23 protein-coding genes are annotated in these 23,644 nt (G+C 66.1%); 5 read left to right on the top strand and 18 right to left on the bottom strand.

Annotated features, from left to right (window positions below; all coding sequences use genetic code 11):
- On the bottom strand, window positions 1-2,220 hold the full coding sequence (locus G566_RS0104720) for a ribonuclease R family protein (RefSeq protein WP_029131263.1): 2,220 nt from the start codon (window positions 2,218-2,220) through the stop codon (window positions 1-3).
- A 92-nt stretch (window positions 2,221-2,312) separates the two neighbouring features.
- Here G566_RS0104720 and G566_RS0104725 point away from each other — a divergent pair, with 92 nt between their 5' ends.
- Entirely contained in the window at window positions 2,313-4,139 is a 1,827-nt protein-coding gene (locus G566_RS0104725) for an ABCB family ABC transporter ATP-binding protein/permease (RefSeq protein WP_022679525.1), read from the top strand.
- Between the two features lie 61 nt (window positions 4,140-4,200).
- Here the strand turns inward: G566_RS0104725 and G566_RS0104730 are convergent, their stop codons facing one another.
- The 6 genes from G566_RS0104730 to G566_RS0104755 form a co-directional block, all read right to left on the bottom strand.
- Complete coding sequence (locus G566_RS0104730; protein WP_029131264.1) at window positions 4,201-4,752, bottom strand: fasciclin domain-containing protein; 552 nt, start codon at window positions 4,750-4,752, stop codon at window positions 4,201-4,203.
- Window positions 4,753-4,866: 114 nt separating this feature from the next.
- Window positions 4,867-5,628, bottom strand: a complete 762-nt coding sequence (locus G566_RS0104735; RefSeq protein WP_022679527.1) for an anti-sigma factor — start codon at window positions 5,626-5,628, stop codon at window positions 4,867-4,869.
- Complete coding sequence (locus G566_RS0104740; protein WP_022679528.1) at window positions 5,625-6,203, bottom strand: sigma-70 family RNA polymerase sigma factor; 579 nt, start codon at window positions 6,201-6,203, stop codon at window positions 5,625-5,627. The genes G566_RS0104735 and G566_RS0104740 overlap by 4 nt, the downstream gene beginning before the upstream one ends.
- Window positions 6,200-6,958 (bottom strand): ABC transporter ATP-binding protein, encoded by a 759-nt coding sequence (locus G566_RS0104745; protein WP_022679529.1) that lies wholly within the window; start codon window positions 6,956-6,958, stop codon window positions 6,200-6,202. Before G566_RS0104745 ends, G566_RS0104740 begins: the two co-directional genes overlap by 4 nt.
- A complete protein-coding gene (locus G566_RS0104750; protein ID WP_040605431.1) occupies window positions 6,955-7,731 on the bottom strand; it encodes an MlaE family ABC transporter permease in 777 nt (258 codons plus the stop codon). The genes G566_RS0104745 and G566_RS0104750 overlap by 4 nt, the downstream gene beginning before the upstream one ends.
- Window positions 7,728-8,774, bottom strand: coding sequence for an alanine racemase (locus tag G566_RS0104755; protein ID WP_022679531.1), 1,047 nt, complete (start codon window positions 8,772-8,774; stop codon window positions 7,728-7,730). The genes G566_RS0104750 and G566_RS0104755 overlap by 4 nt, the downstream gene beginning before the upstream one ends.
- A 24-nt stretch (window positions 8,775-8,798) precedes the next feature.
- Between G566_RS0104755 and G566_RS0104760 the strand changes: the two genes are divergently transcribed.
- The gene (locus tag G566_RS0104760) at window positions 8,799-9,059 is read left to right on the top strand and encodes a hypothetical protein (RefSeq protein ID WP_022679532.1); all 261 of its coding nucleotides are present in this window, start codon (window positions 8,799-8,801) and stop codon (window positions 9,057-9,059) included.
- Window positions 9,060-9,077: 18 nt separating this feature from the next.
- Here the strand turns inward: G566_RS0104760 and G566_RS0104765 are convergent, their stop codons facing one another.
- The 5 genes from G566_RS0104765 to trmB all read right to left on the bottom strand — a co-directional run bounded on the left by G566_RS0104765 (window position 9,078) and on the right by trmB (window position 13,668).
- Window positions 9,078-10,013, bottom strand: a complete 936-nt coding sequence (locus G566_RS0104765; protein WP_022679533.1) for a ribose-phosphate pyrophosphokinase — start codon at window positions 10,011-10,013, stop codon at window positions 9,078-9,080.
- Between the two features lie 75 nt (window positions 10,014-10,088).
- The gene (mutT, locus tag G566_RS0104770) at window positions 10,089-10,487 is read right to left on the bottom strand and encodes an 8-oxo-dGTP diphosphatase MutT (RefSeq protein ID WP_022679534.1); all 399 of its coding nucleotides are present in this window, start codon (window positions 10,485-10,487) and stop codon (window positions 10,089-10,091) included.
- Entirely contained in the window at window positions 10,487-11,905 is a 1,419-nt protein-coding gene (locus G566_RS0104775) for a M48 family metalloprotease (RefSeq protein WP_022679535.1), read from the bottom strand. Before G566_RS0104775 ends, mutT begins: the two co-directional genes overlap by 1 nt.
- Window positions 11,906-11,961: 56 nt before the next feature.
- Window positions 11,962-12,912: an acetyl-CoA carboxylase carboxyltransferase subunit alpha gene (locus G566_RS0104780; protein ID WP_022679536.1), complete on the bottom strand. Its 951-nt coding sequence runs from the start codon at window positions 12,910-12,912 to the stop codon at window positions 11,962-11,964.
- 60 nt (window positions 12,913-12,972) lie between these two features.
- A complete protein-coding gene (trmB, locus tag G566_RS0104785) occupies window positions 12,973-13,668 on the bottom strand; it encodes a tRNA (guanosine(46)-N7)-methyltransferase TrmB (protein ID WP_029131267.1) in 696 nt (231 codons plus the stop codon).
- Between the two features lie 128 nt (window positions 13,669-13,796).
- On the opposite strand from trmB, the gene G566_RS0104790 reads away from it, so the two are divergent.
- Together G566_RS0104790 and G566_RS0104795 are read left to right on the top strand one after the other, a co-directional pair.
- The gene (locus tag G566_RS0104790; RefSeq protein ID WP_022679538.1) at window positions 13,797-15,332 is read left to right on the top strand and encodes a flavin-containing monooxygenase; all 1,536 of its coding nucleotides are present in this window, start codon (window positions 13,797-13,799) and stop codon (window positions 15,330-15,332) included.
- A gap of 89 nt (window positions 15,333-15,421) precedes the next feature.
- A complete protein-coding gene (locus tag G566_RS0104795) occupies window positions 15,422-16,840 on the top strand; it encodes an NAD(P)H-dependent flavin oxidoreductase (RefSeq protein ID WP_029131268.1) in 1,419 nt (472 codons plus the stop codon).
- A 207-nt stretch (window positions 16,841-17,047) separates the two neighbouring features.
- Here G566_RS0104795 and G566_RS0104800 read toward each other — a convergent pair whose 3' ends face one another.
- Both G566_RS0104800 and G566_RS0104805 read right to left on the bottom strand, forming a co-directional pair.
- Entirely contained in the window at window positions 17,048-18,055 is a 1,008-nt protein-coding gene (locus tag G566_RS0104800; RefSeq protein ID WP_022679540.1) for a zinc-dependent alcohol dehydrogenase family protein, read from the bottom strand.
- Window positions 18,056-18,136: 81 nt separating this feature from the next.
- Window positions 18,137-19,132: a 2-hydroxyacid dehydrogenase gene (locus tag G566_RS0104805; protein ID WP_022679541.1), complete on the bottom strand. Its 996-nt coding sequence runs from the start codon at window positions 19,130-19,132 to the stop codon at window positions 18,137-18,139.
- A gap of 77 nt (window positions 19,133-19,209) precedes the next feature.
- Between G566_RS0104805 and G566_RS0104810 the strand changes: the two genes are divergently transcribed.
- Complete coding sequence (locus G566_RS0104810) at window positions 19,210-19,701, top strand: SH3 domain-containing protein (RefSeq protein WP_022679542.1); 492 nt, start codon at window positions 19,210-19,212, stop codon at window positions 19,699-19,701.
- On the opposite strand, the gene G566_RS0104815 is transcribed toward G566_RS0104810, so the two are convergent.
- The 4 genes from G566_RS0104815 to hemC are packed head-to-tail and all read right to left on the bottom strand — an operon-like array spanning window position 19,698 to window position 23,616.
- Entirely contained in the window at window positions 19,698-21,068 is a 1,371-nt protein-coding gene (locus G566_RS0104815) for an MFS transporter (protein WP_022679543.1), read from the bottom strand. The genes G566_RS0104810 and G566_RS0104815 overlap by 4 nt on opposite strands.
- The gene (locus G566_RS0104820; RefSeq protein ID WP_022679544.1) at window positions 21,065-22,048 is read right to left on the bottom strand and encodes a hypothetical protein; all 984 of its coding nucleotides are present in this window, start codon (window positions 22,046-22,048) and stop codon (window positions 21,065-21,067) included. The genes G566_RS0104815 and G566_RS0104820 overlap by 4 nt, the downstream gene beginning before the upstream one ends.
- A gap of 12 nt (window positions 22,049-22,060) precedes the next feature.
- Entirely contained in the window at window positions 22,061-22,705 is a 645-nt protein-coding gene (locus tag G566_RS0104825) for a uroporphyrinogen-III synthase (protein ID WP_022679545.1), read from the bottom strand.
- Window positions 22,705-23,616: a hydroxymethylbilane synthase gene (gene hemC, locus G566_RS0104830; protein WP_022679546.1), complete on the bottom strand. Its 912-nt coding sequence runs from the start codon at window positions 23,614-23,616 to the stop codon at window positions 22,705-22,707. The genes G566_RS0104825 and hemC overlap by 1 nt, the downstream gene beginning before the upstream one ends.
- Between the last annotated feature and the right edge of the window lie 28 nt (window positions 23,617-23,644).

The raw sequence follows: 23,644 nt of genomic DNA on the forward strand, positions 1-23,644 counted from the left end.
CTATTTGCGGCCCCGCCGCACCCCCGGTGGCACCCGCGATTTGCCCGGCCGGGGCTGGAACCCGCGTGGTCGCGTGCGATCCCGGCGTGGGCCCGATGCGCTGCCGCCTTCCGGCAATTCAAAGCGCAGCGCGCCGGTGATCGGGCTGGCTTCGGCGAGGCGCAGTTCCATGCGCTGGCCCACGGCATAGCGCGTGCCGGTCTGGATGCCTTCCAGGATGCGGGCGTCCTCGTCGAACACGAAGCGTTCTTCGCCCAGCGTGGAGACCGGCACCAGCCCGTCGCCGCCCAGCCCATCGACTGTGGCGAAGAAGCCGAATTTGGCGACGCCGGTGATGCGCGTCTTCACGATTTCGCCGACCTTGGTGGAGAGGAAGGCGGCGACATAGCGATCGATGGTGTCGCGTTCGGCTTCCATCGCCCGCCGTTCGGTCATGCTGATATGGTCGGCAGTCTTGGTCAGGCCCTTTTCCTCTTCCTTGTGCAGCGCGCCGTCACCCAGCCGGTAGGCCGCGACCAGGCTGCGGTGCACCACCAGATCGGCATAACGGCGGATCGGCGAGGTGAAGTGGGCATAGCTGCCAAGGCTCAACCCGAAGTGGCCGACATTGGCCGGCGAATAATAGGCCTGGGTCTGGGTGCGCAGCACCTGCTCGGTGACCTGCTGATAATTCTCACCGTCCTTGGCGCGAGCGAGGATGCGGTTGAACACGGCGGGCTTTGCCACTTGGCCCAACGCGATATTCTGCCCCAGCGTTTCGAGATAATCCCGCAGCGCGACGATCTTTTCGCGGCTCGGTGCCTCGTGGCAGCGGAAGATGCAGCCGGCTTTCTTCTTTTCGAGCGCCTTGGCCGCCGCGACGTTGGCGGCGATCATGTAATCTTCGATCACGCGGTGCGCGGTCAGATGCTCGCGGATCGAGATGCCGGCGATGCGCCCGGCCTCATCCAGCACCACGCGCTTTTCGGGCAGCTCCAGATCGAGCGGTTCGCGGTCGGCGCGCGCCTTGGCCAGCGCGCCCCATGCGGCCCACAGCGGCTTCAGCACGTGCAGCCATTCGCCCTTTTCAGCATCCATGGTCGCCTGCGCTTCTTCATAAGCGATGTTGGTGACGCAGCGGATGACGGCGCGGGTGAAGCGCCAATCGAGCAACTTGCCTTCCGGATCGATGTGCAGATGGCAGGCCAGCACGGCGCGATCTTCATTCTCCACCAGGCTGCAGACATGGGCGGATAGCACCTCCGGCAGCATCGGCACGACACGGTCGGGGAAATAGACGCTGTTGCCGCGGCTGCGGGCCGAACGGTCGAGCGCGGTGCCGGGGCGGACGTAGAAGCTGACATCGGCGATAGCGACGATGGCGCGGAAATGGCCCGGCTTCTCGTCATCCGGCGCCGCCCACACCGCATCGTCATGGTCGCGCGCGTCGGCGGGATCGATGGTGAGGAACGGCAGCGCCCGCAGATCCTCGCGGTCACCCAGCGCCTGTCGGGCCATGCGCTCGGCTTCATCGAGCGTCGATTCGTCAAAGCGGTTGGGGATGCCCTTGGCGTGAATGGCAATCAGGCTGAACGATTTGGGCTGGAACGGATCGCCCAGCACTTCAACAACGCGGCCATATTGGCGCGGCGGGCGGCCACTGGGTTCGGCCAGCACCAGATCGCCGGGCTGGCCGTCGCCGGGATCGTTGATCGCCAGATCCTGCCGCGCCTTCTTGTCCACCGGCACCAGCCGCCAGCCCTTCGCTTCCTTGCGCAGGATGCCGAGCACAAACTCTTCGGATTTCGCCAGCGCCTTCATCGGGAACGCCAGCAGCCCGCCGCCCTGTTCCTCGATCCGCGCCAGCAGCCGATCACCCAGACCAAACACGGCGCGGCGGCGCGGCTCGATCACCCGCAGGCGCGGCGGCGGGGTGGCGTGTTCCCATCTGTCGGGCACGGCAATCGCCACGCCATCGTCAACATCACAGATGCGGATCACCGTCACCTTGGGCAGGCCGCCGCCCTTGTGCAGGTTGCGGCCGGGGCCGGTTTCCAGTTCGCCGGCCTCCATCATTTCCTTGAGCAGCGCCTTCAAAGCGATCTTGTCCTGCGCGTGCAGGCCGAACGCCTTGGCGATCTCGCGCTTGCCCACGCTGGTTTTCTGGGTGGCGATGAAATCCAATATGGCTTGCCGATCAGGCAGACCAGGATGCGGGTTGTTGCGGGGAGGCCGGGGCATGGGGATCACCATGAGCGTTTGGGGCGAGTGGGGCAAGTGTAGGGCAATGCTTCCCATTGTGCCGAAAGCCGACGCGGCCCATATGACGGCCCATGCAATCGATGGCCTCTCCGTCCGGCCCGCCGCAGGGTGATGCCGATTTCAAGACGCTGAAGCGTTTCCTGCCCTATCTGTGGCCGGCCGACCGTTCCGATCTGAAACTGCGCGTTGTCGGCGCGCTGTGCCTCGTGTTGCTGGCCAAGGGCGTCATGCTGGCCATGCCCTACACGCTGAAGCTGGCGCTCGATGCGATGTCCGACAATCTGTCGGGCGGGGCCGGCGTGGCGATGGCGCTGGTCGCCTCCTATGCACTGGCCCGCTTCGGCGGCGTGCTGTTCGACAATTTCCGCAACGCGCTTTTCGAGAAGGTTGGCCAGGAAGCCGCGCGCCACCTCAGTCTCGATGTGTTCAGCCACATCCACCGGCTTTCGCTGCGTTTCCACCTCGAACGCCGCACCGGCGCACTCACCCGGCTGATCGAGCGCGGCACCAAGAGCATCGACACCATGCTCTATTTCCTGCTGTTCAATATCTTCCCGACCGTGATCGAACTCACCGCCGTCTGCATCTTGTTCGGGCGGGGTTTCGGCTGGGAACTGGTGGTGGCCACGCTGGCGATGGTCGCGGCGTATATTGTCTACACCCAGCGCATCACCGATTGGCGCGCCAACCTGCGCCGCGAAATGGTGACCAGCGACCAGAACGCCACAGCGCGCGCCGTGGACAGCTTGCTGAACTACGAAACGGTGAAATATTTCAACGCGGAAACGCACGAGAACGCCAATTATGGCCGCGCCATCAAGCGCTACACTGATGCCGCCACCAAATCCGAAGTCAGCCTCGCCTGGCTCAACATCGGGCAGAGCTTCATCACCAACGCGTTGATGGCAGGCGCGCTGGTCTATGTGGTGTGGGGCTGGGATCAGGGCCGCTTCACCATCGGCGATATCGCCTTCGTGAATGGCCTGCTGATGCAATTGTTCCGCCCGCTTGATCTGCTCGGCATGGTCTATCGCGAAATCCGCCAGGGCCTGATCGACATGGACGCGATGTTCCGCCTGATCGACACCGCGCCGGAAATCGCCGACGCGCCGGGCGCGGTTCCGCTCAGCCTGTCGGGCGCGCGGGTCACCTTCGACGCCGTGCAGTTCGGCTATGATCCGCGCCGGCAGATCCTGCACGGCGTCAGCTTCGACGTGGAACCGGGGCGCAAGCTCGCCGTGGTCGGCCATTCGGGCGCCGGCAAATCGACGCTCAGCCGCATCCTCTATCGGTTCTACGACATCCAGGGCGGCCGCGTGTTGATCGACGGGCAGGATATCGCCCATGTCACGCAAGACAGTCTGCGCCGCGCCATCGGCATCGTGCCGCAGGATACGGTGCTGTTCAACGACAGCATCGGTTACAACATCGCCTATGGCCGGCCCGATGCATCGGAGGCCGAGATCATCGCGGCAGCGCGCGGGGCGGCCATCCATGACTTCATCATGAGCCTGCCCGACGGCTACAAGACACAGGTGGGCGAACGCGGGCTGAAACTGTCGGGCGGCGAAAAGCAGCGCGTCGCCATCGCCCGCACCATCCTGAAGAACCCGGCGATCCTGATCCTTGATGAAGCCACCAGCGCGCTCGATTCGGCGACGGAGGCCAGCATCCAGGACGCGCTGGGCGGTGTATCCGCCGGGCGCACCACCATTGTCATCGCCCACCGGCTTTCCACCATCACCGATGCCGACGAGATCATCGTGATGGACGCCGGCCGTATCATCGAACGCGGCCGCCACGAGGAATTGTTGGCGCAGGCCGGCGCCTATGCCGAGATGTGGGCGCTGCAACAGGCCGAAGAAGACGACAGCACCGCCGAGCCGGCGACCGCGTGAAACAAATCGGGGGCCGGCTCTTGCGAGCCGGCCCCCTTTTTTTACGCAAGAAACGAAACGCTTACGGCAGCACAACCGCGTCGACGACGTGGATGACACCGTTGGACTGCATCACATCAGCCTGGCGCACGTGGCTCATGCCGCCCTTGGCATCGACCAGCATCACCAGATTGCCCATCATGGAGGCGGTCAGCTTGCCGCCCTGCACGGTGGTCAGCTCGGCCTTGCCGCCGCCGGCCTTGATGGCGTTCACCACATCAGCGGCGGTGAACTTGCCGGCCACCACGTGATAGGTGAGCACGGCGGTGAGCGTGGCTTTGTTCTCAGGCTTGAGCAGGGTTTCCACCGTGCCGGCCGGCAGCTTGGCGAAAGCGGCGTTGGTGGGGGCGAACACGGTGAACGGGCCTTTGCCCTTCAGCGTTTCAACCAGGCCAGCGGCCTTCACGGCGGCAACCAGCGTGGTGTGATCAGCCGAGTTCACGGCATTATCGATGATATCATTGGTGGGCAGCATGGCGGCGCCGCCCACCATAGGCTGCGCGCTGGCCATGGGGGACAGGCCGGCCGCGGCAATGGCAAACAGCGCGGCGCGCAGGGCAGTGTTGGAACGCATGAGCTTCTCCATCTCGTTGATCAGGTGCCGCCGGAATAGGCGCGCCCCTCAGATACGCAAGATGGGTGACAAGGCTGCGCTTGCCAGTGCCGCTGCGACGAAATGGGCCAGCAATCAGGCGGCTGACAATTTGCCCGTGGCGATCACCGGCCCGGTGGGCGCGCCGGTGGGCGAACCGCCGGTGGGTTCAATGGAAATCGCCAATATCGCCCCGGGTTTCAGCCCTGCCAGCCGATCACGCGGGATCGCCTGGCTGCGGCCAGCGGCGATATCGATCACGCCCAGCGATCGCGGCGGATTCTTGCCTTCGATCACCCACAGTTCCGGCACCTTGCCGCCGGTGGCCTCATCGCTGGCTGCAACCGGGGCAAAACGCACCTGGCCGCTGGCCGGATCAAAAGCAGCGGCAATCAGCGGCCTGCCATCGGCATCAGCCAGCGTTGCCACCAGCGCCGGGCCACCGGCAACAGTGGCCGGCACACCGGGCGCCACGGCATCGGGCTGCACCAGAACGGCGACGGCCACCGCCGCCAGCACCGGGCCAGCAACCGCCAGCCCCCGCCACAGGCCGACACTGTTCCACCAGCCGCCGGACACCGCCGGCTGCGGCGCGGCACGACGTGGCGGCGGCTCGATCTCGCCCGCAATTCCCGCCCAAACCGATGGCGGCGGGGCAATGCCCGGCGTCACGTCATCCAGCGGCGCCAGCATCACCTGCCAACGTTCAACCGCCGCGCGGAATTCGGGATCACTCGACAGGCGCAGTTCGGCCGCCTTGCGCTCGGCGCGGCTGCCGCCACCCAGCGCATGATCCATGGCAAGCGCTTCCAGTTCGGTCAGGCCATCAAGGCCACTGGGCTGGGGCTGCTGGCTCATGCCTGGCTTCCTTCCAGTTGGTCGCGCAGGCGGATCAGGCCGCGCCGTACCCAGCTTTTCAAGGTGCCCACCGGCACCTGCTCGCGCGCGGCAAGTTCGTCATAGGTCACGCCATCATAATAGCAGGCGCGGATGGCGGCGGCATGGCGCGGTTCCAGCGTGGCCAGCGCCGCCGCGATGCGCCGTGCATCCTGATCATGGATCAGCCCGGCATCCTGCGCCGGTCCATCATCGACCGGATCAAAGGCGGACTCCATCGGGACATGGGCGCGCGGCGGGCGGGCGCGCAACCGATCGATGGCGCGGTTGCGCGCGATGGTGGCTGCCCACGTGATCGGGCTGGCTTTCGACGCATCAAAGGTCGCCGCCTTTCGCCACACGATGAGATACACTTCCTGCAACACGTCTTCGGATTCCTGCCGTTCGATCAAGATACGCAGGATCACGCCAAAGAGTTTAGCACTGGTGCGATCATAAAATGCCTGGAAGGCGGCGGCATCGCCATCGGCGACCCGCACCAGCAAGGCCGCCAGCTCGGTGGCGCCGGCGGTAACGGGTTGATTCGGGCGGCTCAAGGCCGGGCACCTGGCATCTGGATGGGACCATCTGCACTGCCGGTGATGAACTGGCGCACGTAGGCATTGTCGCAGGCATCAAGGCCGGCCAACGGCCCATTCCAGATGATCTTCCCCGCGTGCAACATGGCAACCCTATCGGCGATCAAACGCACACTCGCCATGTCGTGCGTAATGGTAATTGCGGTGATTTTCAAATCCGTAACAAAAGTGCGGATCAGCCGGTTGATCACCGCCGCCGTGATCGGGTCCAGCCCCGCCGTCGGCTCATCGAAGAAGATGATCGGCGGGCGCGCCGCGATGGCGCGGGCCAGGGCGACACGTTTCTGCATCCCGCCGGAAAGCTCGGCCGGCTTGAGATCGGCCACCTCCGCTGCCAGGCCCACCCGGGCCAGATTGTCGATGGCCGCCGACCGGCGATCGGCTGGAGTGCCCGGCAGCGCGAAGCTGATATTGCGCCACACGGGCAGCGAATCGAACAGCGCGCCGCCCTGGAACAACATGCCGAAACGGGTGCGGTGGGCATCAAGCGCGGCGCCCTTCAGCCCGGCGACTTCCTGCCCGTCCACCTTGATCGATCCAGCATCGATCGGGATCAGGCCCAATATGCACTTCAGCGTCACCGATTTGCCGGTGCCCGATCCGCCGATGATCACCAGGCTTTCGCCCGGCATCACCGCCACATCCAGGCCATCAAGCACCTGGCGGCTGCCAAAGCGCTTGGACACGCCGGTCAGTTCAATCCGTGGAATCATGATCCGAACACGATCACGGTGATGATCAGGTTGGATAGCAGGATCAGGATGAAGCTGGAGACCACAGCATTGGTCGTCGCACGGCCAACCCCGGCCGCGCCGCCGCCGCTGTGATAACCATGGTAACAGCCCATCAGCGCGATGAAGAATCCGAACACGCCAGCCTTTACCAGCGACGAGACGACGTCATCGGCTTCCAGATAACGCTGCGTGGTGGCCAGATATTGCGCGCTGTTGAAGCCCAGCCGCTGCGTCGCCAGCAGCCAGCCGCCCATGACGCCCAGCGCGTTCGACACCAGCACCAGGAACGGCATCACCAACACGGCGGCGAGAATGCGCGGGGCAACCAGCCAGCGGAAGGGATCGGTGCGCAACGTCACCAGTGCGTCAATCTGCTCCGTCACCCGCATCGTACCCAGTTCGGCCGCCATGGCGCTGGCGACACGGCCGGCCACCATCAGCCCGCCCAGCACCGGGCCAAGTTCACGCACCACACCGATCACGGTGACGGCCGGCACTGTAGAGGCCGCGTTGAAGCGGCTGCCACCGATGAAGATCTGTTGCGCCAGCGCGGAACCCGTGAAAATCGCCGTGAGGCCAACCACCGGCAAGGACAGCCAGCCGATCACCAGCATCTGCTGCGCCAACTGGGCTGGATACCACGGCGGTTGCAGCAGCCGGCTGAGCGCGGTGACGGCAAAGCGCGTGAGCCGGCCGATGCTCGCCAGCGCCGCCAGCACCGGCGCGCCGATGGCGACCAGCGCGACGATCATGCCCACACCCGTTCGAAACGCTGGCCCAGCGCCACCAGCAGTTCATAGCTGGTGCGGCCCGACAGGCTGGCCGCGGTTTCGGGATCAAAGGGGATATCCAGCCAGTCACCCTCAGCCAGCGCCGGCGCGTCGGTAACGTCAAACGCGGCCAGATCCATGGAAACGCGGCCCGCTGCCGAGCAGCGCACACCAGCCGCACTCGCCCAGGCCACGCCCGACAGGCCGCGCGCATAACCATCGGCGTAGCCCAAGGCCACCGTGGCGATGCGGCTGGGCCGGCTGGCCACGAACGCGGCCGCATAGCCCACCGAGCCGCCGGCCGGCACGTCGCGCAGCTGGATGATGCGGGCCTGCATTCGGCCCACTGTGCGGGACACGCGGCCATCCGGCATCAACCCGCCGCCGAACAGGCCGATGCCGGGACGCACCAGATCGAGATGGAACGCCGGGCCAAGCGCGATGCCGGCACTGTTGGCCAGGGCAAAGGCGCCCGCTGGCACGCGCGCCGTCACCTCGGCAAAACAGGCACGCTGAGCCTCGTTCAGCGGGTGCGCCGGATCGTCGGCACAGGCGAGATGGCTGTGCAGCACCGCCACCTCCATCCCGGCCAGCACGTCCGCCGTTTCCGCCGGGGCAAGGCCGAGCCGGTTCATGCCGCTGTCCACCATCGCTTCGCATGGCCGACCGGTCTGCCGCCACAGCGCGACCTGTGCGGCCGTCACCAGCACTGGCCGAGCCGGCAAGGCGAGCGCAGCCGGAAGCTCGTCCGCCGTAACGCCATGAAGAACCGAGAGGATGATGCCATCGGGCAACGGCAGCAACGGTGGCACTTCCTGCCAGTGCGCCACATAAAAATGCCGGCAGCCGACCGCGGCCAGCCGCACCAGTGTCTCACGCGCGCCCAGGCCATAGCCATCGGCCTTGATCGCCGCACAGCAAGCGGCACCACCCACGGCACGGGCGAAATCCTGCCAGTTGGCGATCAGCGCAGCGCTGTCGAGCAGCAGCCGCGCTTGCGGCGGAGGGGGGGGCGGGGGCGACACCGCACCGGATTAGTGCGGTTGTTCATGGCGGCGCAAGCCATTGCGGTGTATCACCGCCTCATGAACCGCTCGATCATCTCCGCCGCTCTTGCTGCCTTGGCTATTGCCGTGAGCCCCTTGGCGCTTGCGCCAGCCCAGGCCCAGCCCAAGCCCGATACGGAATTCTGCGCCAAGATGCGCGCGCAGGATCCGGGCGGCATCTGCACGGCCAAGGGCGAATATGTGACCCCGGAGAAGGTCTACAAACCCGATGGCACGGTGATCAATCGCTCGACAGGCGATTGAGCGCTCGGGCGGCGGCCCTCAATCAAACAGCGAGCTGACCGAGCTTTCTTCGGCCGTCCGCCGCATGGCTTCGGCCAGCAGCGGCGCGATGGTGATGCGCCGTACCTTCTGCGCGGCCTTCACCGCCGCAGTCGCCGCAATCGAATCGGTGACGACCAGTTCTACCAGCGCCGAACCATCGACGCGCGCAACCGCGCCACCCGAAAGCACGCCGTGGCTCACATAGGCGGTCACGCTCTTGGCGCCGGATTCGAGCAGGGCGGCGGCTGCGTTGCACAGCGTGCCGGCCGAATCGACGATGTCATCGACCAGGATGCAGCGGCGGCCGCGCACATCACCAATGATGTTCATCACTTCCGATTCGCCGGGCCGTTCGCGGCGCTTGTCGACGATGGCCAGCGGCGCGTTACCCAGCCGCTTGGCCAGGGCGCGGGCGCGCACCACGCCGCCCACGTCGGGCGAGACGACCATCAGATCTTCCATGCCCATGCGCGCCGTGATGTCGGCCGCCATGACCGGGGCGGCAAACAGATTGTCGGTGGGGATATCGAAGAAACCCTGAATCTGGCCGGCATGCAGATCAAGGCACAGCACGCGATCAGCGCCCGCCATAGTGATGAGATTGGCCACCAGCTTGGCCGAAATCGGCGTGCGAGAGCCCGATTTGCGATCCTGGCGGGCGTAACCGAAATAGGGCACCACCGCCGTGATCCGCCGCGCCGACGCGCGTCGCAGCGCGTCGATGCAGATCAGCAGTTCCATCAGATTGTCATTGGCAGGCGCCGCGGTGGACTGGACCACGAACACATCTTCGCCGCGGACATTTTCATGAATTTCAACAAAGATTTCTTCATCGGCAAAGCGGCGCACCGACGCGCTGGTGAGCGGGATTTCCAGGTAGGCGGCAATCGCCTGGGCCAGTTCGGGATTGCCGTTGCCGGCCAGAATCTTCATGTCGCGCGCGCCCTCGCTGACGGGTTTGGCCGGCCATAGCCGCCCTGTCACACAGGTGCAACCATGGTGGCGGGCTCAGGCGCCGATTGCTGCGACCAATGCCTCGACCAGCGGCACATCGGCGGGCGGCATTGGCAGCGCAGCCATGGCCCCCGGACGCTCCCAGCGCAGCGCCTGGCCGTCGCGGCCGTGCGGCTGCCCCTGCCAGCGCCGGCACCAGTACAGCAGCATCACCAGATGGAAATCGGGATAGCCAAAGCTGACGAAGGTGAAGGGCGCCAGCTCTTCGGCCACGATGCCCAGTTCCTCATCCAGCTCGCGCACAAGGGCGGTCTCCGGCGATTCGCCCGGCTCCAGCTTGCCGCCGGGAAATTCCCACAGGCCGGCCAGCGATTTCCCTTCCGGGCGCTGGGCGAGCAGCACCCGGCCATCGCCATCCACCAAGGCGGCGGCAACCACATGCACGATCTTCATCAACGCAATGTCACCAGCTTCACACGGTCGCCGGCCTTCAACCGGGCATTGGCGCCCAGCTGGTTGAGCGTGAGGAAGCGCGCCATCTTGTCGTCATCATAGGCCATGCGGCTAGCCAGGCTCTGCAGCGTATCGTTGGCACCAACCCGCACCACCTGCACGCGGCGGCTGCGGATGCTGGCGATGTCCTGCGGGCTCAGCCGGCGCACGCTGGCCGCCACCGGCGCCACGCCCCCCAGCTGGCCCTGCGGCGCAATGCTGACCAGCGTGAGCGTCAGCAGCGGCGACCAGCGGTACACCGTGAGTGTTGCTTCCACCGGGCCGGCCTGCGATCCGGCGCGGATGCTGCCTTCCAGCGCCTCCACCCCGTTGATCCGTGTGGCACGCATCGGCTGGGCCGAAACCCCCAGTTGCTGCCAGCGGGCGCCGGCGATGCTGTTCAGATCAGCGTTGCGCGCATCGGCGGCGCGCAGATCAAAGCGCAGATTGCCCGGCCCGCTGCCGGTGACGGCCTGCGACGAATTGCTGATCGCAAAACCACGCGGCGCATCCAGCGCCAGCGCCAGCCCGCCGTGGCGGAAACCGCTGCCCACCACCACGCCTTCGGCCGGATCATCATCATAGATCATGCCGTCGATGGCATTGAGGAACGCATCACGGTTGAGGGCGCGACTCGTGGCTCTGATCGCTTGCGCTTCGCTGCGCATCCGCGCCACGCGTTCGCCGCTGGGCGGATGGGTGGAAAGCCACTTCGATGGTTCGGCGCCGCCCTGGCCCTTCAGCCGCGCTTCCAGCGCCGTCTGCGCGCCCAGCGCGGCCAGGCTGTCGGTGGCGGCATTGGGATCATAGCCGGCGGTGGTCAGATAGCGCACCCCCAGGCTGTCCGCCTGGCGTTCCTGATCGCGGCTGTAGCCCAGCGTGGTCAGCCCGGCGACCAGCCCGGCCCCGCGCCCGATCAGATCAGAGCCGGTGAGCGCCCCGGCCACACCCGCCAATACGTTTGACAGCGCGGCGCGGTTTTGGCGCTTCTGGCCATGACGGGCCGCGACATGCGCCACTTCATGCCCCATCACGAAGGCCAATTCAGCCTCGTCGTTCATCAGCGCCAGCAGTTGCCGGGTGATATAGACATAGCCGCCGGGTATGACGAAGGCGTTGTTCACATTGGAATTCAGCAGAGTGACGGTGTAATCCGTCGCCCGCGCGCCGCCGCCCGATTGCACGGCAATCTTCTGGCCAACGCCCCGCACATAATCCGCCACCGGCCCGCTCATGGCGCCACCGAATTGCTGCAGGATCTGCGGATGGGCTTGCGCGCCGGATCGGCGCTCGCTTTCGGTCAGGCCGGGGGGTGCCTGCGCCAGCGCCGGGACGGCCAGCAAAGCTGACAAGGCAAGCGTGCGAACCAGATTTTTCATCGGCGCAGCATAACGTGAAAGCGGGTCATTGCGCCAGAAGGCGGCGGAAGGTGGTTCTAGAGATTGCGGCCCATCGCCAGATATTTGGCGCGGCGGGCCTTCACCAGCGCGGCCGGAGACAGCGCCAGCAATGGCTGCAATTCGCTGGCAATCGCCATCGACAGCGAGGCGATGGCGGCCGCCGGATCACGATGGGCGCCGCCGAGCGGTTCGGACACGATGGTATCGATCACGCCGAGGGCCTTGCAGTCGGCCGCCGTCACCTTCATCGCTTCGGCTGCGTCTGCCGCGCGATTGGCTTGCTTGTCGGCATTGCGCCACAGGATGGAGGCGCAGCCTTCCGGCGAGATCACCGCATAAACCGCGTGTTCCAGCATGATCACCCGATCCGCCGCCGCGATGCCGATGGCGCCGCCCGACATGCCTTCGCCAGTGATGGCGGTAATGATCGGCACCGGCGCACCCAGGAAGGCGGCAGTGGCACGCGCAATGGCTTCGGCTTGGCCGCGGGCTTCACCATCGACGCCCGGATAGGCGCCGGCACTGTCAACCAGCGTGATCACCGGCACGTTGAAGCGGGCAGCGAGCTCCACCAGCCGCGCGGCCTTGCGATAGCCTTCGGGCCGACCCATGCCGAAATTGTGGCGAACGCGGGACGCGGTGTCGTTGCCCTTTTCATGGCCGATCAGCATCACCGGGACGTTCAGCCCGCGCAGCTTGCCCAACCCGCCCAATATGGCGAGATCCTCGCCATAGGCGCGGTCACCAGCCAGCGGCGTGAAATCCTCCACCAGTGCCTTGGCGATGTCGGAAAAATGCGGTCGCGCCGGGTGGCGGGCAACCAGCGTCTTCTGCCACGGCGACAGCTTGGCATAGGTTTCGGCCAGCAGGCGGCGGGCGGCGCCTTCGGCATGACGAGCGCCGGCATCGTCGCCGGCGGCGCGATAATCGGTCGCGCGCTGGGCGATCTGGGCAATCGGCTTTTCAAAGTCGAGATAGGTGCTCACGGGCCTTGGCCTAGGCGATATGACGCGGCGTGGTCAATGGCCGCAACGTCACATGCAAGCTCATTGGCGCTGCCAGCGGAAATACCACACCTCGTGGCCAAGCCGGCGCGCCTTGGCTTCATAGCGCGTCTGCGGCCAATCGGCGGGGCGGGTGAGGAAGTCCGCCGCAGTGTCGCCCAACCAGCGGAAATCGCTGCGCTTGGCCATCTGCATCAGCGCCCAACGGCAATAGATCGGGTGATCGGTGCCAAAGCGGAATTCACCGCCCGGCTTGAGCACGCGGGCGATGCGATCAATCGGCCCGGGGTTCATGAAACGGCGCTTGGCGTGGCGGGCCTTGGGCCAGGGATCAGGGTGGAGCAGGAACACGCGGTCCACGCTGGCTTCGGGCAGCCGTTCCAGCACATCAAGCGCATCGCCATGGTGGATGCGCACGTTGGTGAGACCACCATCGCGCACCGCCATCAACGCGCCGACCACGCCATCCACGAACGGTTCCGCACCGATCAGGCCAACATCGGGGCGCATCGCCGCCTGCCCGGCCATATGCTCGCCCTTGCCAAAGCCGATTTCCAGCCACAGCGGGCGATCATCGCCAAACAGGCCCGGTGCGGTAATCGGCCCTTCGGTTGGCACCGCGAGGCGCGGCAACAGATCGGCAAACAATTCGGCCTGGCCCTGGCGCAAGGCGTGGCCCTGCCGGCGGCCGTAAAGCCGGCGGATGGTGGTCGGATCGGAAACCCCAGAATCGCTGATTGCGTCGCTCATGGTGGCGGCCATGCCCGATTGCGCGCCTGTGGAAAAGGGCAGGCGTGGCCATTGATCCAGATCAAGGCACCTGGATGCCGCCGGCCCGAAACTGCGACCCAGATTTGGGAGGATAGATGATGGACGCTCATACCCCGGCCCGCCCGACCCCTGAAAGCGCAGGCTCAGGCGCGATCACCGATGTTGATGTGCTGGTGATTGGTGCCGGCATTTCCGGGCTCTCCGCAGCCTGGCACCTGCAGCAACGCCTGCCACATAAGCGCTTCCTGGTACTGGAACGGGAGGCCAGTTACGGCGGCACCTGGCTCACCCACAAATTCCCCGGCATCCGTTCCGATTCCGATCTCTACACCTTCGGCTTCGGGTTCAAACCGTGGGTGGGGCCGCCGATCGCCACGGCTGCCGAAATACAGGCCTATCTGGGCGAAATGATCGAGGAGAATGATCTCGATCGCCACATCCGCTACAACCACAGCATCGAAACGGCCGATTGGGACAGCAGGGCCGCGCGCTGGACCGTCACCGCCGCAATGGCCGATGGCACGCACCGTGCGTTTCGCGCACCGTTCCTGTGGATGGCGCAAGGCTATTACCGGCATCACCAGGGCTATTGGCCGGAGTATCCGGGCATGGCCGATTTCAAGGGCCTGATCCTCCACACCGAGGAGTGGGATGAAGCCACCGATTACAGCGGCAAACGCGTCGTGCTGATCGGATCGGGCGCAACGGCGGCCACCGTGGTTCCGGCGATGGCGGCAAAGGCCGAACACATCACCATGATTCAGCGCGGTCCGACCTATTTCATGCCGGGTCAGAACGTGAATGAAACCGCCGAGATGTTGCGGCCGCTGGGTCTGGATCCAGCCGTCGTGCACGATGTGGTCCGGCGCAAGATTCTGTTCGATCAGGATCAGATCGTGCGCCAGTGTCGTGAAGCCCCTGAAGCCGTCACGACCGAACTGCTGGCTGGGGTGCAGGCGCTGCTGCCCGAAGGCTTTGACATGAAGCACTTCACACCCAGCTACCGGCCATGGCGGCAACGGCTGGCGTTCGTGCCCGATGGTGATCTGTTCGCCGGCGTGCGCGATGGCAAGGCCAATGTCGTCACCGGCACGATCGCGCGCTTCACGCCCGATGGCGTGGAGATGCAGGATGGCACCACCGTCCCAGCCGACATGATCGTGCTCGCCACCGGCTTCAACCTGTGTGTGTTCGGTGACATTTCCTTTTCAATCGACGGCAAGCCGCTGGACATGGGCGATACCGTGACCTGGCGCGGCATGATGTTCACCGGCGTGCCCAACTTGGTCTGGGTGTTCGGCTATTTCCGGGCGAGTTGGACGCTACGTTCCGACATGATTTCGGAATTCACCTGCCGGCTGTTGCAGCACATGGACGATAAAGGCGCCGACAGGGTCGAGGTGGTGCTGCCGCCCGATCTTGTCGGCAGCCCACGCGGCCTTTGGGTGGATCCGGAGGACTTCAACCCCGGTTATCTCGCCCGCGGCCAGCACTTGCTGCCGAAAACCGCGCCCGGCCCGGAATGGCGCCACACCCAGGATTATTGGCGCGAAAAGGATGAGATCCCGCGGGTTGATCTCGACGGGCCGGCCTTCCGCTATGCCAGAACCAGGCTGCCTATGACCACATGAGACAACAGCACGGCTTGCACACTGCCACATCTTTGCCGCAAGAGAGCGGTGGCCGGTGGATGGGCCCGGCCGTGACAGAACGGAAAAAGATGCTTTCGGGTGTGAAATCGCTGGTGATGGGTGGCCGCGAGGTGTGGCCGCTGGTGGAAGGCGGCAAGGGTGTTTCGGCCACCAACCACGCCTCGTCGGGCGCCTGGGCACTGGCCGGCGGCGTTGGCACGGTGAGCGCGGTCAACGCCGACAGCTATGACGCCGATGGCAACATCATCCCGCAAATCTACCGCGCCGCCACCCGCCGCGATCGTCATGAAGAACTGGTGCAGTACGGCATCGATGGCGGGATCGCCCAGGTGCAGCGCGCCTATGAGATCGCCGCCCCGGAATTGCAGCGCGGCATCGGCGCCATCAACATCAATGTGTTGTGGGAAATGGGCGGTGCCCAGCGCATCCTGCATGGCGTGTTGGAAGGCACGCGCGGCATGGTGAACGGCGTGACCTGCGGGGCCGGCATGCCCTACAAACTCTCCGAAATCGCCGCGCAGTATGGCGTGCATTATTACCCGATCATTAGCTCGGCCCGGGCGCTCCGCGCGCTGTGGAAGCGCGCCTATTCCAAGGCGGCCGAGTGGCTGGGCGCGGTGGTGTATGAAGACCCGTGGCTGGCCGGTGGCCACAACGGCCTGTCCAACGCCGAAGACCCGCTCGCACCCCAGGATCCCTACCCGCGCGTTGCCGAGCTGCGCGCCACCATGCGGGAACTCGGCGTGTCCGAATCGGTGCCGATCGTGATGGCCGGCGGCGTGTGGCGGCTGGACGAATGGGCCAACTGGTTCGACAATCCCGAATTGGGCCAGGTGGTGTTCCAGTTCGGCACGCGGCCGCTGTTGACGCAGGAAAGCCCGATTCCGCAGGCGTGGAAAGAGCGCCTGCTGCATCTGAACGAAGGCGATATCCTGCTGCACAAATTTTCGCCGACCGGATTCTATTCGTCGGCCATCCGCAATCCTTACCTTCGTGCGCTGGAAGCGCGCAGCGAGCGGCAAATCGCCTTTTCCACTACGGCCACCGGCGATCACCAGTTTGCGCTTGATGTCGGCGTCGGCAGCAAACGCTTTTTCGTGACCGGCGGCGATCTGCTGCACGCGCGCGAATGGCATGGCGCGGGCTTTAGCGAAGCGCTGAAAACCCCGGACAACACACTGGTGTTCGTGACCCCAGCCGAACGCGCTACCATCCGCAAGGATCAGGCCGATTGCATGGGTTGCCTGTCGCACTGCGGCTTTTCGGCGTGGAAGGATACGGATAGCAACAGCACCGGGCGTCTCGCCGATCCGCGCAGCTTCTGCATCCAGAAAACACTCCAGGATATCGCCCATGGCGGCGATCCGGAACAGAATCTGGCCTTTGCCGGCCACAGCGCTTACCGCTTCGCCAGCGACCCTTATTATTCGAACGGCTTCATCCCGACGGTGAAGCAACTGGTGGACCGGATTCTCACCGGGGCGTGAGGTTCAAGAAAGAATGATGCCTCCGGCGGGTAGGGCCTGAGGCCCTGCACCCGTCGGTTTTCGGGCGGCTCCCGTTCAACATGCGCAAATTGGCCCAGCAGCCATGAAATAGTTGCCTGCGGCGCTATCTTCCAAGCATCGGCACCGACCAAAAACGAAAGCGGGTGCAGGGGCTCAGCCCCTGCACGCCGGAGGCCCCTTCTGCCTTCAAATATCGACGCAGATCTTCCCGAAATGCTTGCCCGATTCCTGGTGCCGGAAGGCCCCACCCAGTTCGGCCAGCGGGAAGTGCGAATCGATCACCGGGCGGATGCCGTTCTGGTTGATGGCGCGGATCATGTCCTGCTGTTGGCGGCGCGTGCCCACGGTGATGCCAATCAGGCGGATCTGTTTCGCCATCAACTGCACGGTGGGGATCGGCCCGGCAAAGCCGGCGAGCACGCCGATCAGGCTGATATGGCCGCCCACGGCGCAGGCGGTGATCGATTCGGGCATGGTGCCCGCCCCGCCGATCTCCACGATATGGTCCACGCCGCGCCCTTGCGTCAGCTTCATGGCTTCCGCGCCCCAGCCGGGGGTGGATTTGTAGTTGATCAGGTGATCGGCGCCCATCGCGGCCAGTCGGGCGAGTTTTTCGTCGCTGGAACTGGTGGCGATCACGGTGGCGCCCATTGCCTTGGCAAATTGCAGCGCAAAGATGGAAACGCCGCCGGTGCCCTGCACCAGCACGACGTCGCCAGCCTTCAGATTGCCTTCCGGCACCAGTGCCCGCCAGACGGTAAGGCCGGCGCAGGTGAGGGTGGCGGATTCGGCATGGGAATAACCGAACGGCGCGTGGGTGAAGCTGGCGGCCGGCGCAACGACCTCCTCCACCGCATAGCCATCGGCGCCATCGCCCGGCACGCCGGCAAAGCCCGCCATGTTGGGCTTGCCGTCGAGCCAGGTCGGGAAGAAGGTGGAAACCACCATGTCGCCAGTGCGGAATTCGGTAACACCTTCGCCCACCGCCAGCACTTCGCCGGCGCCGTCGCTCATCGGAATGCGGCCGTCCGGTGTGGGGATGCCGCCAACAACGACGATATAATCATGGTAGTTGAGGCTGCTTGCCCGCAGCCGCACCTTGATCTGGCCGGGGCCGGGCGCGCCGGGATCGGGCATGTCTTCATGGCGCAGATTGTCGATGCCGGCGGGGTGGCGGAGGCGGATGGCTTTCATGGTGGTGGCTCCCTTGGTTGCGCGCAGCCTAGCGCGGCAGGAGCGATTGCCTTCCCTCCCGCTTGCGGGAGGGAAAAAGCGTCAGGCCCACCCCTCCAAAACAATATCCGGCGGCCGATGCCCATCGACCCAAACGCGAATGTTGGCGATCACTTTTTCGCCCATCGCCTGTCGCCCTTCGAAGGTGGCGCTGCCCATGTGGGGCAGCAGCACCACATTGGTCATCGCCAGCAAGCGTGCATCGATGGCCGGTTCATGTTCGAACACGTCGAGGCCGGCACCGGCGATCTGACCGGCGGCCAGCGCCTCGCACAGGGCATTCTCGTCCACGATCTCGCCGCGTGCCGCGTTGATCAGATAAGCGCTCTTCTGCATCAGGCCGAAGCGGCGGGCATCGATCAGGTGGTGCGTGTCGGGCGTGTGCGGGCAGTTTATGGTGATGATGTCCACCCGCGCCAGCATGGCATCCAGATCGGCCCACCACGTCGCTTCCATCTCGGCCTCCACGCTGGCCGGCAGGCGGTGGCGGTTGTGGTAGTGCACGGTCAAGCCGAAGGCGCGGGCACGACGGGCGACGGCACTGCCGATGCGGCCCATACCGATGATACCCAGTCGCTTGCCGGTAATGCGGTGGCCCAGCATGCCGGTGGGCGACCAGCCCGCCCATTCGCCGGCGCGCACCAGCTTTTCACCGGCCCCCAGCCGGCGCGGCACGGCCAGGATCAGCGCCATCACCATATCGGCGGTATCCTCGGTGAGCACGCCGGGCGTGTTGGTCACCGTCACCTTGGCAGCATGGGCGGCGTGCAGATCGATATGGTCAACGCCCACGCCGAAATTGGCGCACAGCTTCAGCCGGCCACCCTCGGCCGCCGCCGCAAACACCGCAGCATCAACATGATCGGTCACGGTGGGCACCAGCACATCACAATTGCGCGCCGCCGTGCAGAGCTGTTCCTGCGTGAACGGTGTATCAGTGAGATTGAGTTCGACATCGAACAATTCGGCCATGCGGGTTTCCACGGCCTGCGGCAGGCGGCGGGTGACGATGACCTTGGGGCGGGGCTTGTTGGGCATGAACGGGTCCGAATTCAGGTTCGCTGCGATGTGGCAAGGCTTGCGCGGCAACGGCCAAACGGTCAAGAGGAAGGCCCATGAAGACCGCCCTGATCCTGTTGATTGCGTGCGCCGCAACCGCCGCGAACGCCGCCGAATTCGCCGATGGCACCACCGACCTGCCAAAACCGCGCTTTGTCTCGATCAAGGGCGGCAGCGCCATGATGCGTTCCGGCCCTGGCGAGCGTTTCCCAATCCTGTGGGAGTACAAGCGCCCCGGCCTGCCGATGGAGATATTGAAGGAATATGAAATCTGGCGGCAGGTGCGCGATCCCGATGGCACCATCGGCTGGATGAACAAGGCGCTGCTCACCGGGCAGCGCACCGGCATGGTGCGGGATCAGTCCCGCCTTCTTTACGTCGCGCCCGACATGAAGAGCCGCATCGCCTGGCGGATCGCACCGGGCGCGGTGGTGAATATCACCCTTTGCGAGGATATCTGGTGCCGGGTGAGCAAGGATGGCAAATCCGGTTACATCCTTCGCGGCCAGATGTGGGGCACCTATGCCCGCGAGAAAATCGAGGGCTAAAGCTTCCCGCCGCCGCGCACAAACAGCAGCAGCACCAACCCCACCGCCAGCAGGCCGATGACCGGCACGAAACCCGCTGCCTGGCTGCCGCCAATCCGCGTTGCCTGTTCCACAAGCAGCGGCCCCAGCCACATGGTGGCCGTACCCGACAAGGCATAAAGACCGAAGAAGGCCCCCAGCCGGTCTGGCGGCACCAGCCGGGTGAGCAAGGTGCGTGACGAGGCATAGGCCGCCGTGACCGTGATGGCGAGACCGCAACCCAGGCCCAAGAACACCAGTTCCGGCAGGGTGGTGAACATCGGCGCGTCCCACATCGGCGTGGCCGCAGCCGGCTGGAACAGGATGCGATCCTGCCCCATGCCCAACACCAGCGATTGCAAGACAATCAGCAACAGCAGTTCCAGCATGAGGGCCAGGCGCGGCCCCAGCCATCCATCCAGCCGCGGCGCCAGCAGCCCGCCCGCCACCGCCGCACAACTCAGCACGATGCCATAGCCCAGCATCGGCAACGTGCCCCAGCCCATGGTGCCGGCCGCATAGATGCCGCCAAACAGCAGGATCGCGGTGAGGCCATCGGTGAAAATCATCCGCGCCAGCAGATAGAGCAGGGGATTGGCATTGCCGCGCACATCGCGCACCAGCCGCCACAGATCATTGGCACCGCCCACAAGCGCTGCGCCTGGCCGGGCACTTGTGCGCGGCATGTCGGGCACGGATCGAAACAACGGAATGCTGCCCACCAGCATCAGCGCCCCCACGATTGGCCCCGTGATGCGCGCCGGTTCGCCCAACGCCGGATCAAGGCCCAGCAGCGGCGTGGCCGGCACGAACGGCCAATCCACCGATCCCGGCAGCGCAAAGGCCAGCAGCACGAACAGCAGCAGTCCCACGCTCATGGCGTTGCCGCCGGCCAAACCGAGCCCGCTGGCCTGCGCCACGCCGGAATGGCCGGCCGCCGGCACCAGCAGCGCATTGTGCAGCATCTCGTGCGCCGAAAACAGCCAGGTCATCACGGCGCCGGCCCCGATCACCCACATCACACCCAGCCCTGCATGACCGGCCGGCATCACCCACCACAGGCTGGTGGTGATCACCACCATCGCCAGCACGACCGGCGCCAGCAGCGGCTTGCGTGGCCCCAACCGGTCGATCGTGGCACCCAGCAATGGCATGGATAGCATCACCGCCCAGCCGCCCCATTTGCCGCCCTGCGCCACCAGCGCCTGGCCCTGCACCGGATCGCCCACCACGGCGCGCACGAACCAGGGCATGAAGATATAGATGGTGATCAGGATCACGTAGGGATCGCGCACCGCCTGGGCCAGAGCCCAGGCCCTCGTCGCGCGCGGGGAGGCTGTGTCGCTCAACGCGTCGGCGCGGGAACAGTCGCCGGTGCCGGCAGCGGCGTAGCGGCAGCGGCTTCCAGTGCCACCAGCGCCGCTTCGCCGGCCAGCAGGCGATCCGCCGCCGCCAACCAACCGCGCACCGTGGCGTTGCCGCGCAGAGCCGCCGACCGGCGCAGTGCGGCCGCCGCGGCCGCCAGGTTGCCGCGCGCCATCAGGCCCTGCGCTTGCACCACCGGGCCAGCGCCTTCGCTGGCGGAAAAAGTGGTCTCCACCCGCCGCATGAAGGCCTGCCACCAATCGGGCCGCGTGGAGCCCGGCCCGGCATCCGAAAGCCCAGTCAGTTGCCGCGCCAGCTGAGCCCGCGTCACCGGCGCGGCGGACAGCGCCTCAAGCGCCGCCACTTCGTCGGCATATTGCTCACCAAACAGCCGGCGCGTGGCGGGCAGCAGCGCATCGAGCGGGCGGCCATCCTCCACCGCGCGGCGCAGCAGCAGCACGGTGAGCATCGATTCGGCCCGATCGGCGGCACCCTGCGCGGTGGCAACCACGCTGGCATCGCGGGCTTCCTCCGCCGCCACCCGCGCCGAAAGCTGGGCAAGCAGGCGGTTCAATTCGTCGATGCGCTCGGCGTCACGCTGGATCTGATCGGTGCTGCTTTCCACCTTGGCTTCGGTACGAGCCAACCGCTCCGATGCCACCGCCGGCGCACTCGGTCGGGCACGCTCCAGCGCCGCCAGCCGCTTTTCCAGCGCGTCAGCCTCGCCACTGCTTGCCGCCGCGACGAACGGCAGCCGGCCGCGCACCGTCTGTTCGAACCAGGGATTGGCGATCGACCCGGCAGCAAAGGCGAACAGCGCCGCCGCGATCGCCCAGGCGAACCCGCCGCGCCGCGACGTTTGCTGCGAGCCGGCCGGCCCCTGCGTCATCAGCCGGGCGCGCAGCCGCTCGGTGGCGGCAAGGCTCGATTCTCCGATGTCACTGCGGTCGAAAGGATCGTTCATGGCGCCTTCCTACTAGGCTTTGGGCAGCATCGCCAGCAGCGCCGATTCGGTGGGCTCGGCAGCAGCCAAGGCGCTGGCCCAACCGCTGCCAGCGGCGGCCAGCGTTGCCCCACTGATGGCAAACAGCTGCACAGCAGCGCGCCGGCCGCCCAGCCGGTCCCATTCTCCTGCGAACTGCGCGGCCGTACGCGGCGAATGCAGCAGCACCGCGTCAACATCGGGCAGGCCCGGCAGCGGCAGCAGCGGCGTTTCGTAAACGGTGACGCGGATGAGGCGGAGCGCAGGCGGCACCGTTACCGCTGTCAGATCGGCGCCGGCGAGGTGCAAAAATTGCCCGCTCGCCAAGCCATCGAGAAGCGCCTGCATTGCGCCCGGCCCAGCCTTCACAGCGCTCCAGCCGGCGGCACGCGCTGCAGCGGCGGTTGCTTCCCCAACCGCGTGCGCGGGCAGGTGCTTGAGCGAACCGGCCAGCGGTCCGGCGTGACGCACGGCCGCCGCGCTTGAAAGGATCACGGCATCTGGCGATTCGGCCGGCAAAGCCCACGGCAGTGGCCGGGTTGCCAGCAGTGGGTGGGCCACCGGATCATGCCCCATTGCCCTCAGCCGGGCGGCGGTCGCGTCCGCACCCGGCTGCGGGCGAACGACCAGGATGCGCATCAGGCCGTGAACAGCCCGCGCACGGCAGGGCTGGAGCGGCCGAGCAACTCAGCGGCCAACGCCGCCACCCGCTCATGGGCTTCATGCAGAGCGGCGTTGAAGCCGCCTTCCTGAACTTCGCTGCCATCCTCGGCGAGGATCTGGCCGCGGAAAGTGACGCCTTCGCCTTCCAGCCGAGCCAACGCCGCCACCGGCGAATGGCAGGTGCCGCCCAGCGCCGCGAGGAACGCGCGCTCGATGGTGACGCACTGAAAGGTGGGCAGGTGATTGATCGGTTCCAGCCGCGCCAGCGTCGCCTCGTCGCCGTCGCGCACCGTGATGCCCACGGCTCCCTGCGCGCTGGCGGGCAGCATTTCGTCAATCTCGATCAGCGCGCCCACATCCTGCCCCAACCGATCAAGGCCGGCGGCGGCCAGCAGTGTGGCATCGATAACGCCCGCTTCAACCTGGGCCAGCCGGCGCGCAACATTGCCGCGCAGGATTTCGGTGACCAGATCCGGCCGCTTCGCCTTCAACTGCGCCGCCCGGCGCGGGCTTGAGGTGCCGATGCGTGCACCCTGCGGCAGCGCCGCGATGCTGGCGGCGCCGATCAGCCGTTCGCGCACATCGGCGCGCGGCAGCATGGCAGCGAGGCAGATACCGTCTTTCAGCAGGGTTTCGACGTCCTTCATCGAATGCACGCCGATATCGATTCGGCCATCCATGAGGGCGGCATCCAGCTCCTTGGTCCACAACGCCTTGCCGCCGATCTCGGCCAGCGCGCGATCCTGCACCTTGTCCCCAGTGGTGTGGATGATGATGATCTCCACGTCTGCATCGCCCCAGCCATGCGCGGCTTTCAGGGCGTCAGCCGTCATGTGCGCCTGGGCCAGCGCAAGGGGAGAACCGCGGGTGCCAATCTTGAAGCTCATGCGCCTGCCATGGCGCGACGGTTGCGGA

This window comes from Sandarakinorhabdus limnophila DSM 17366 (assembly GCF_000420765.1).
GTDB classification, from domain to species: Bacteria; Pseudomonadota; Alphaproteobacteria; order Sphingomonadales; family Sphingomonadaceae; genus Sandarakinorhabdus; species Sandarakinorhabdus limnophila.

Bases quoted from the DNA above. Each gene is read 5' to 3' on its own strand.
- G566_RS0104765 (WP_022679533.1), bottom strand. From the start codon at position 10,013: ATGAAGATTCTGGCCGGCAACGGCAATCCCGAACTGGCCCAGGCGATT.
- G566_RS0104720 (WP_029131263.1), bottom strand. From the start codon at position 2,220: ATGCCCCGGCCTCCCCGCAACAACCCGCATCCTGGTCTGCCTGATCGG.
- mutT (WP_022679534.1), bottom strand. From the start codon at position 10,487: ATGAAGATCGTGCATGTGGTTGCCGCCGCCTTGGTGGATGGCGATGGC.
- hemC (WP_022679546.1), bottom strand. From the start codon at position 23,616: ATGAGCTTCAAGATTGGCACCCGCGGTTCTCCCCTTGCGCTGGCCCAG.
- G566_RS0104805 (WP_022679541.1), bottom strand. From the start codon at position 19,132: ATGCCCAACAAGCCCCGCCCCAAGGTCATCGTCACCCGCCGCCTGCCG.
- G566_RS0104750 (WP_040605431.1), bottom strand. From the start codon at position 7,731: ATGATCGTCGCGCTGGTCGCCATCGGCGCGCCGGTGCTGGCGGCGCTG.
- G566_RS0104745 (WP_022679529.1), bottom strand. From the start codon at position 6,958: ATGATTCCACGGATTGAACTGACCGGCGTGTCCAAGCGCTTTGGCAGC.
- G566_RS0104820 (WP_022679544.1), bottom strand. From the start codon at position 22,048: ATGAACGATCCTTTCGACCGCAGTGACATCGGAGAATCGAGCCTTGCC.
- G566_RS0104825 (WP_022679545.1), bottom strand. From the start codon at position 22,705: ATGCGCATCCTGGTCGTTCGCCCGCAGCCGGGTGCGGACGCGACCGCC.
- G566_RS0104760 (WP_022679532.1), top strand. From the start codon at position 8,799: ATGGCGGCGCAAGCCATTGCGGTGTATCACCGCCTCATGAACCGCTCG.
- G566_RS0104790 (WP_022679538.1), top strand. From the start codon at position 13,797: ATGATGGACGCTCATACCCCGGCCCGCCCGACCCCTGAAAGCGCAGGC.
- G566_RS0104735 (WP_022679527.1), bottom strand. From the start codon at position 5,628: ATGAGCCAGCAGCCCCAGCCCAGTGGCCTTGATGGCCTGACCGAACTG.
- G566_RS0104775 (WP_022679535.1), bottom strand. From the start codon at position 11,905: ATGAAAAATCTGGTTCGCACGCTTGCCTTGTCAGCTTTGCTGGCCGTC.
- G566_RS0104810 (WP_022679542.1), top strand. From the start codon at position 19,210: ATGAAGACCGCCCTGATCCTGTTGATTGCGTGCGCCGCAACCGCCGCG.
- G566_RS0104725 (WP_022679525.1), top strand. From the start codon at position 2,313: ATGCAATCGATGGCCTCTCCGTCCGGCCCGCCGCAGGGTGATGCCGAT.
- G566_RS0104795 (WP_029131268.1), top strand. From the start codon at position 15,422: ATGCTTTCGGGTGTGAAATCGCTGGTGATGGGTGGCCGCGAGGTGTGG.
- G566_RS0104800 (WP_022679540.1), bottom strand. From the start codon at position 18,055: ATGAAAGCCATCCGCCTCCGCCACCCCGCCGGCATCGACAATCTGCGC.
- G566_RS0104730 (WP_029131264.1), bottom strand. From the start codon at position 4,752: ATGCGTTCCAACACTGCCCTGCGCGCCGCGCTGTTTGCCATTGCCGCG.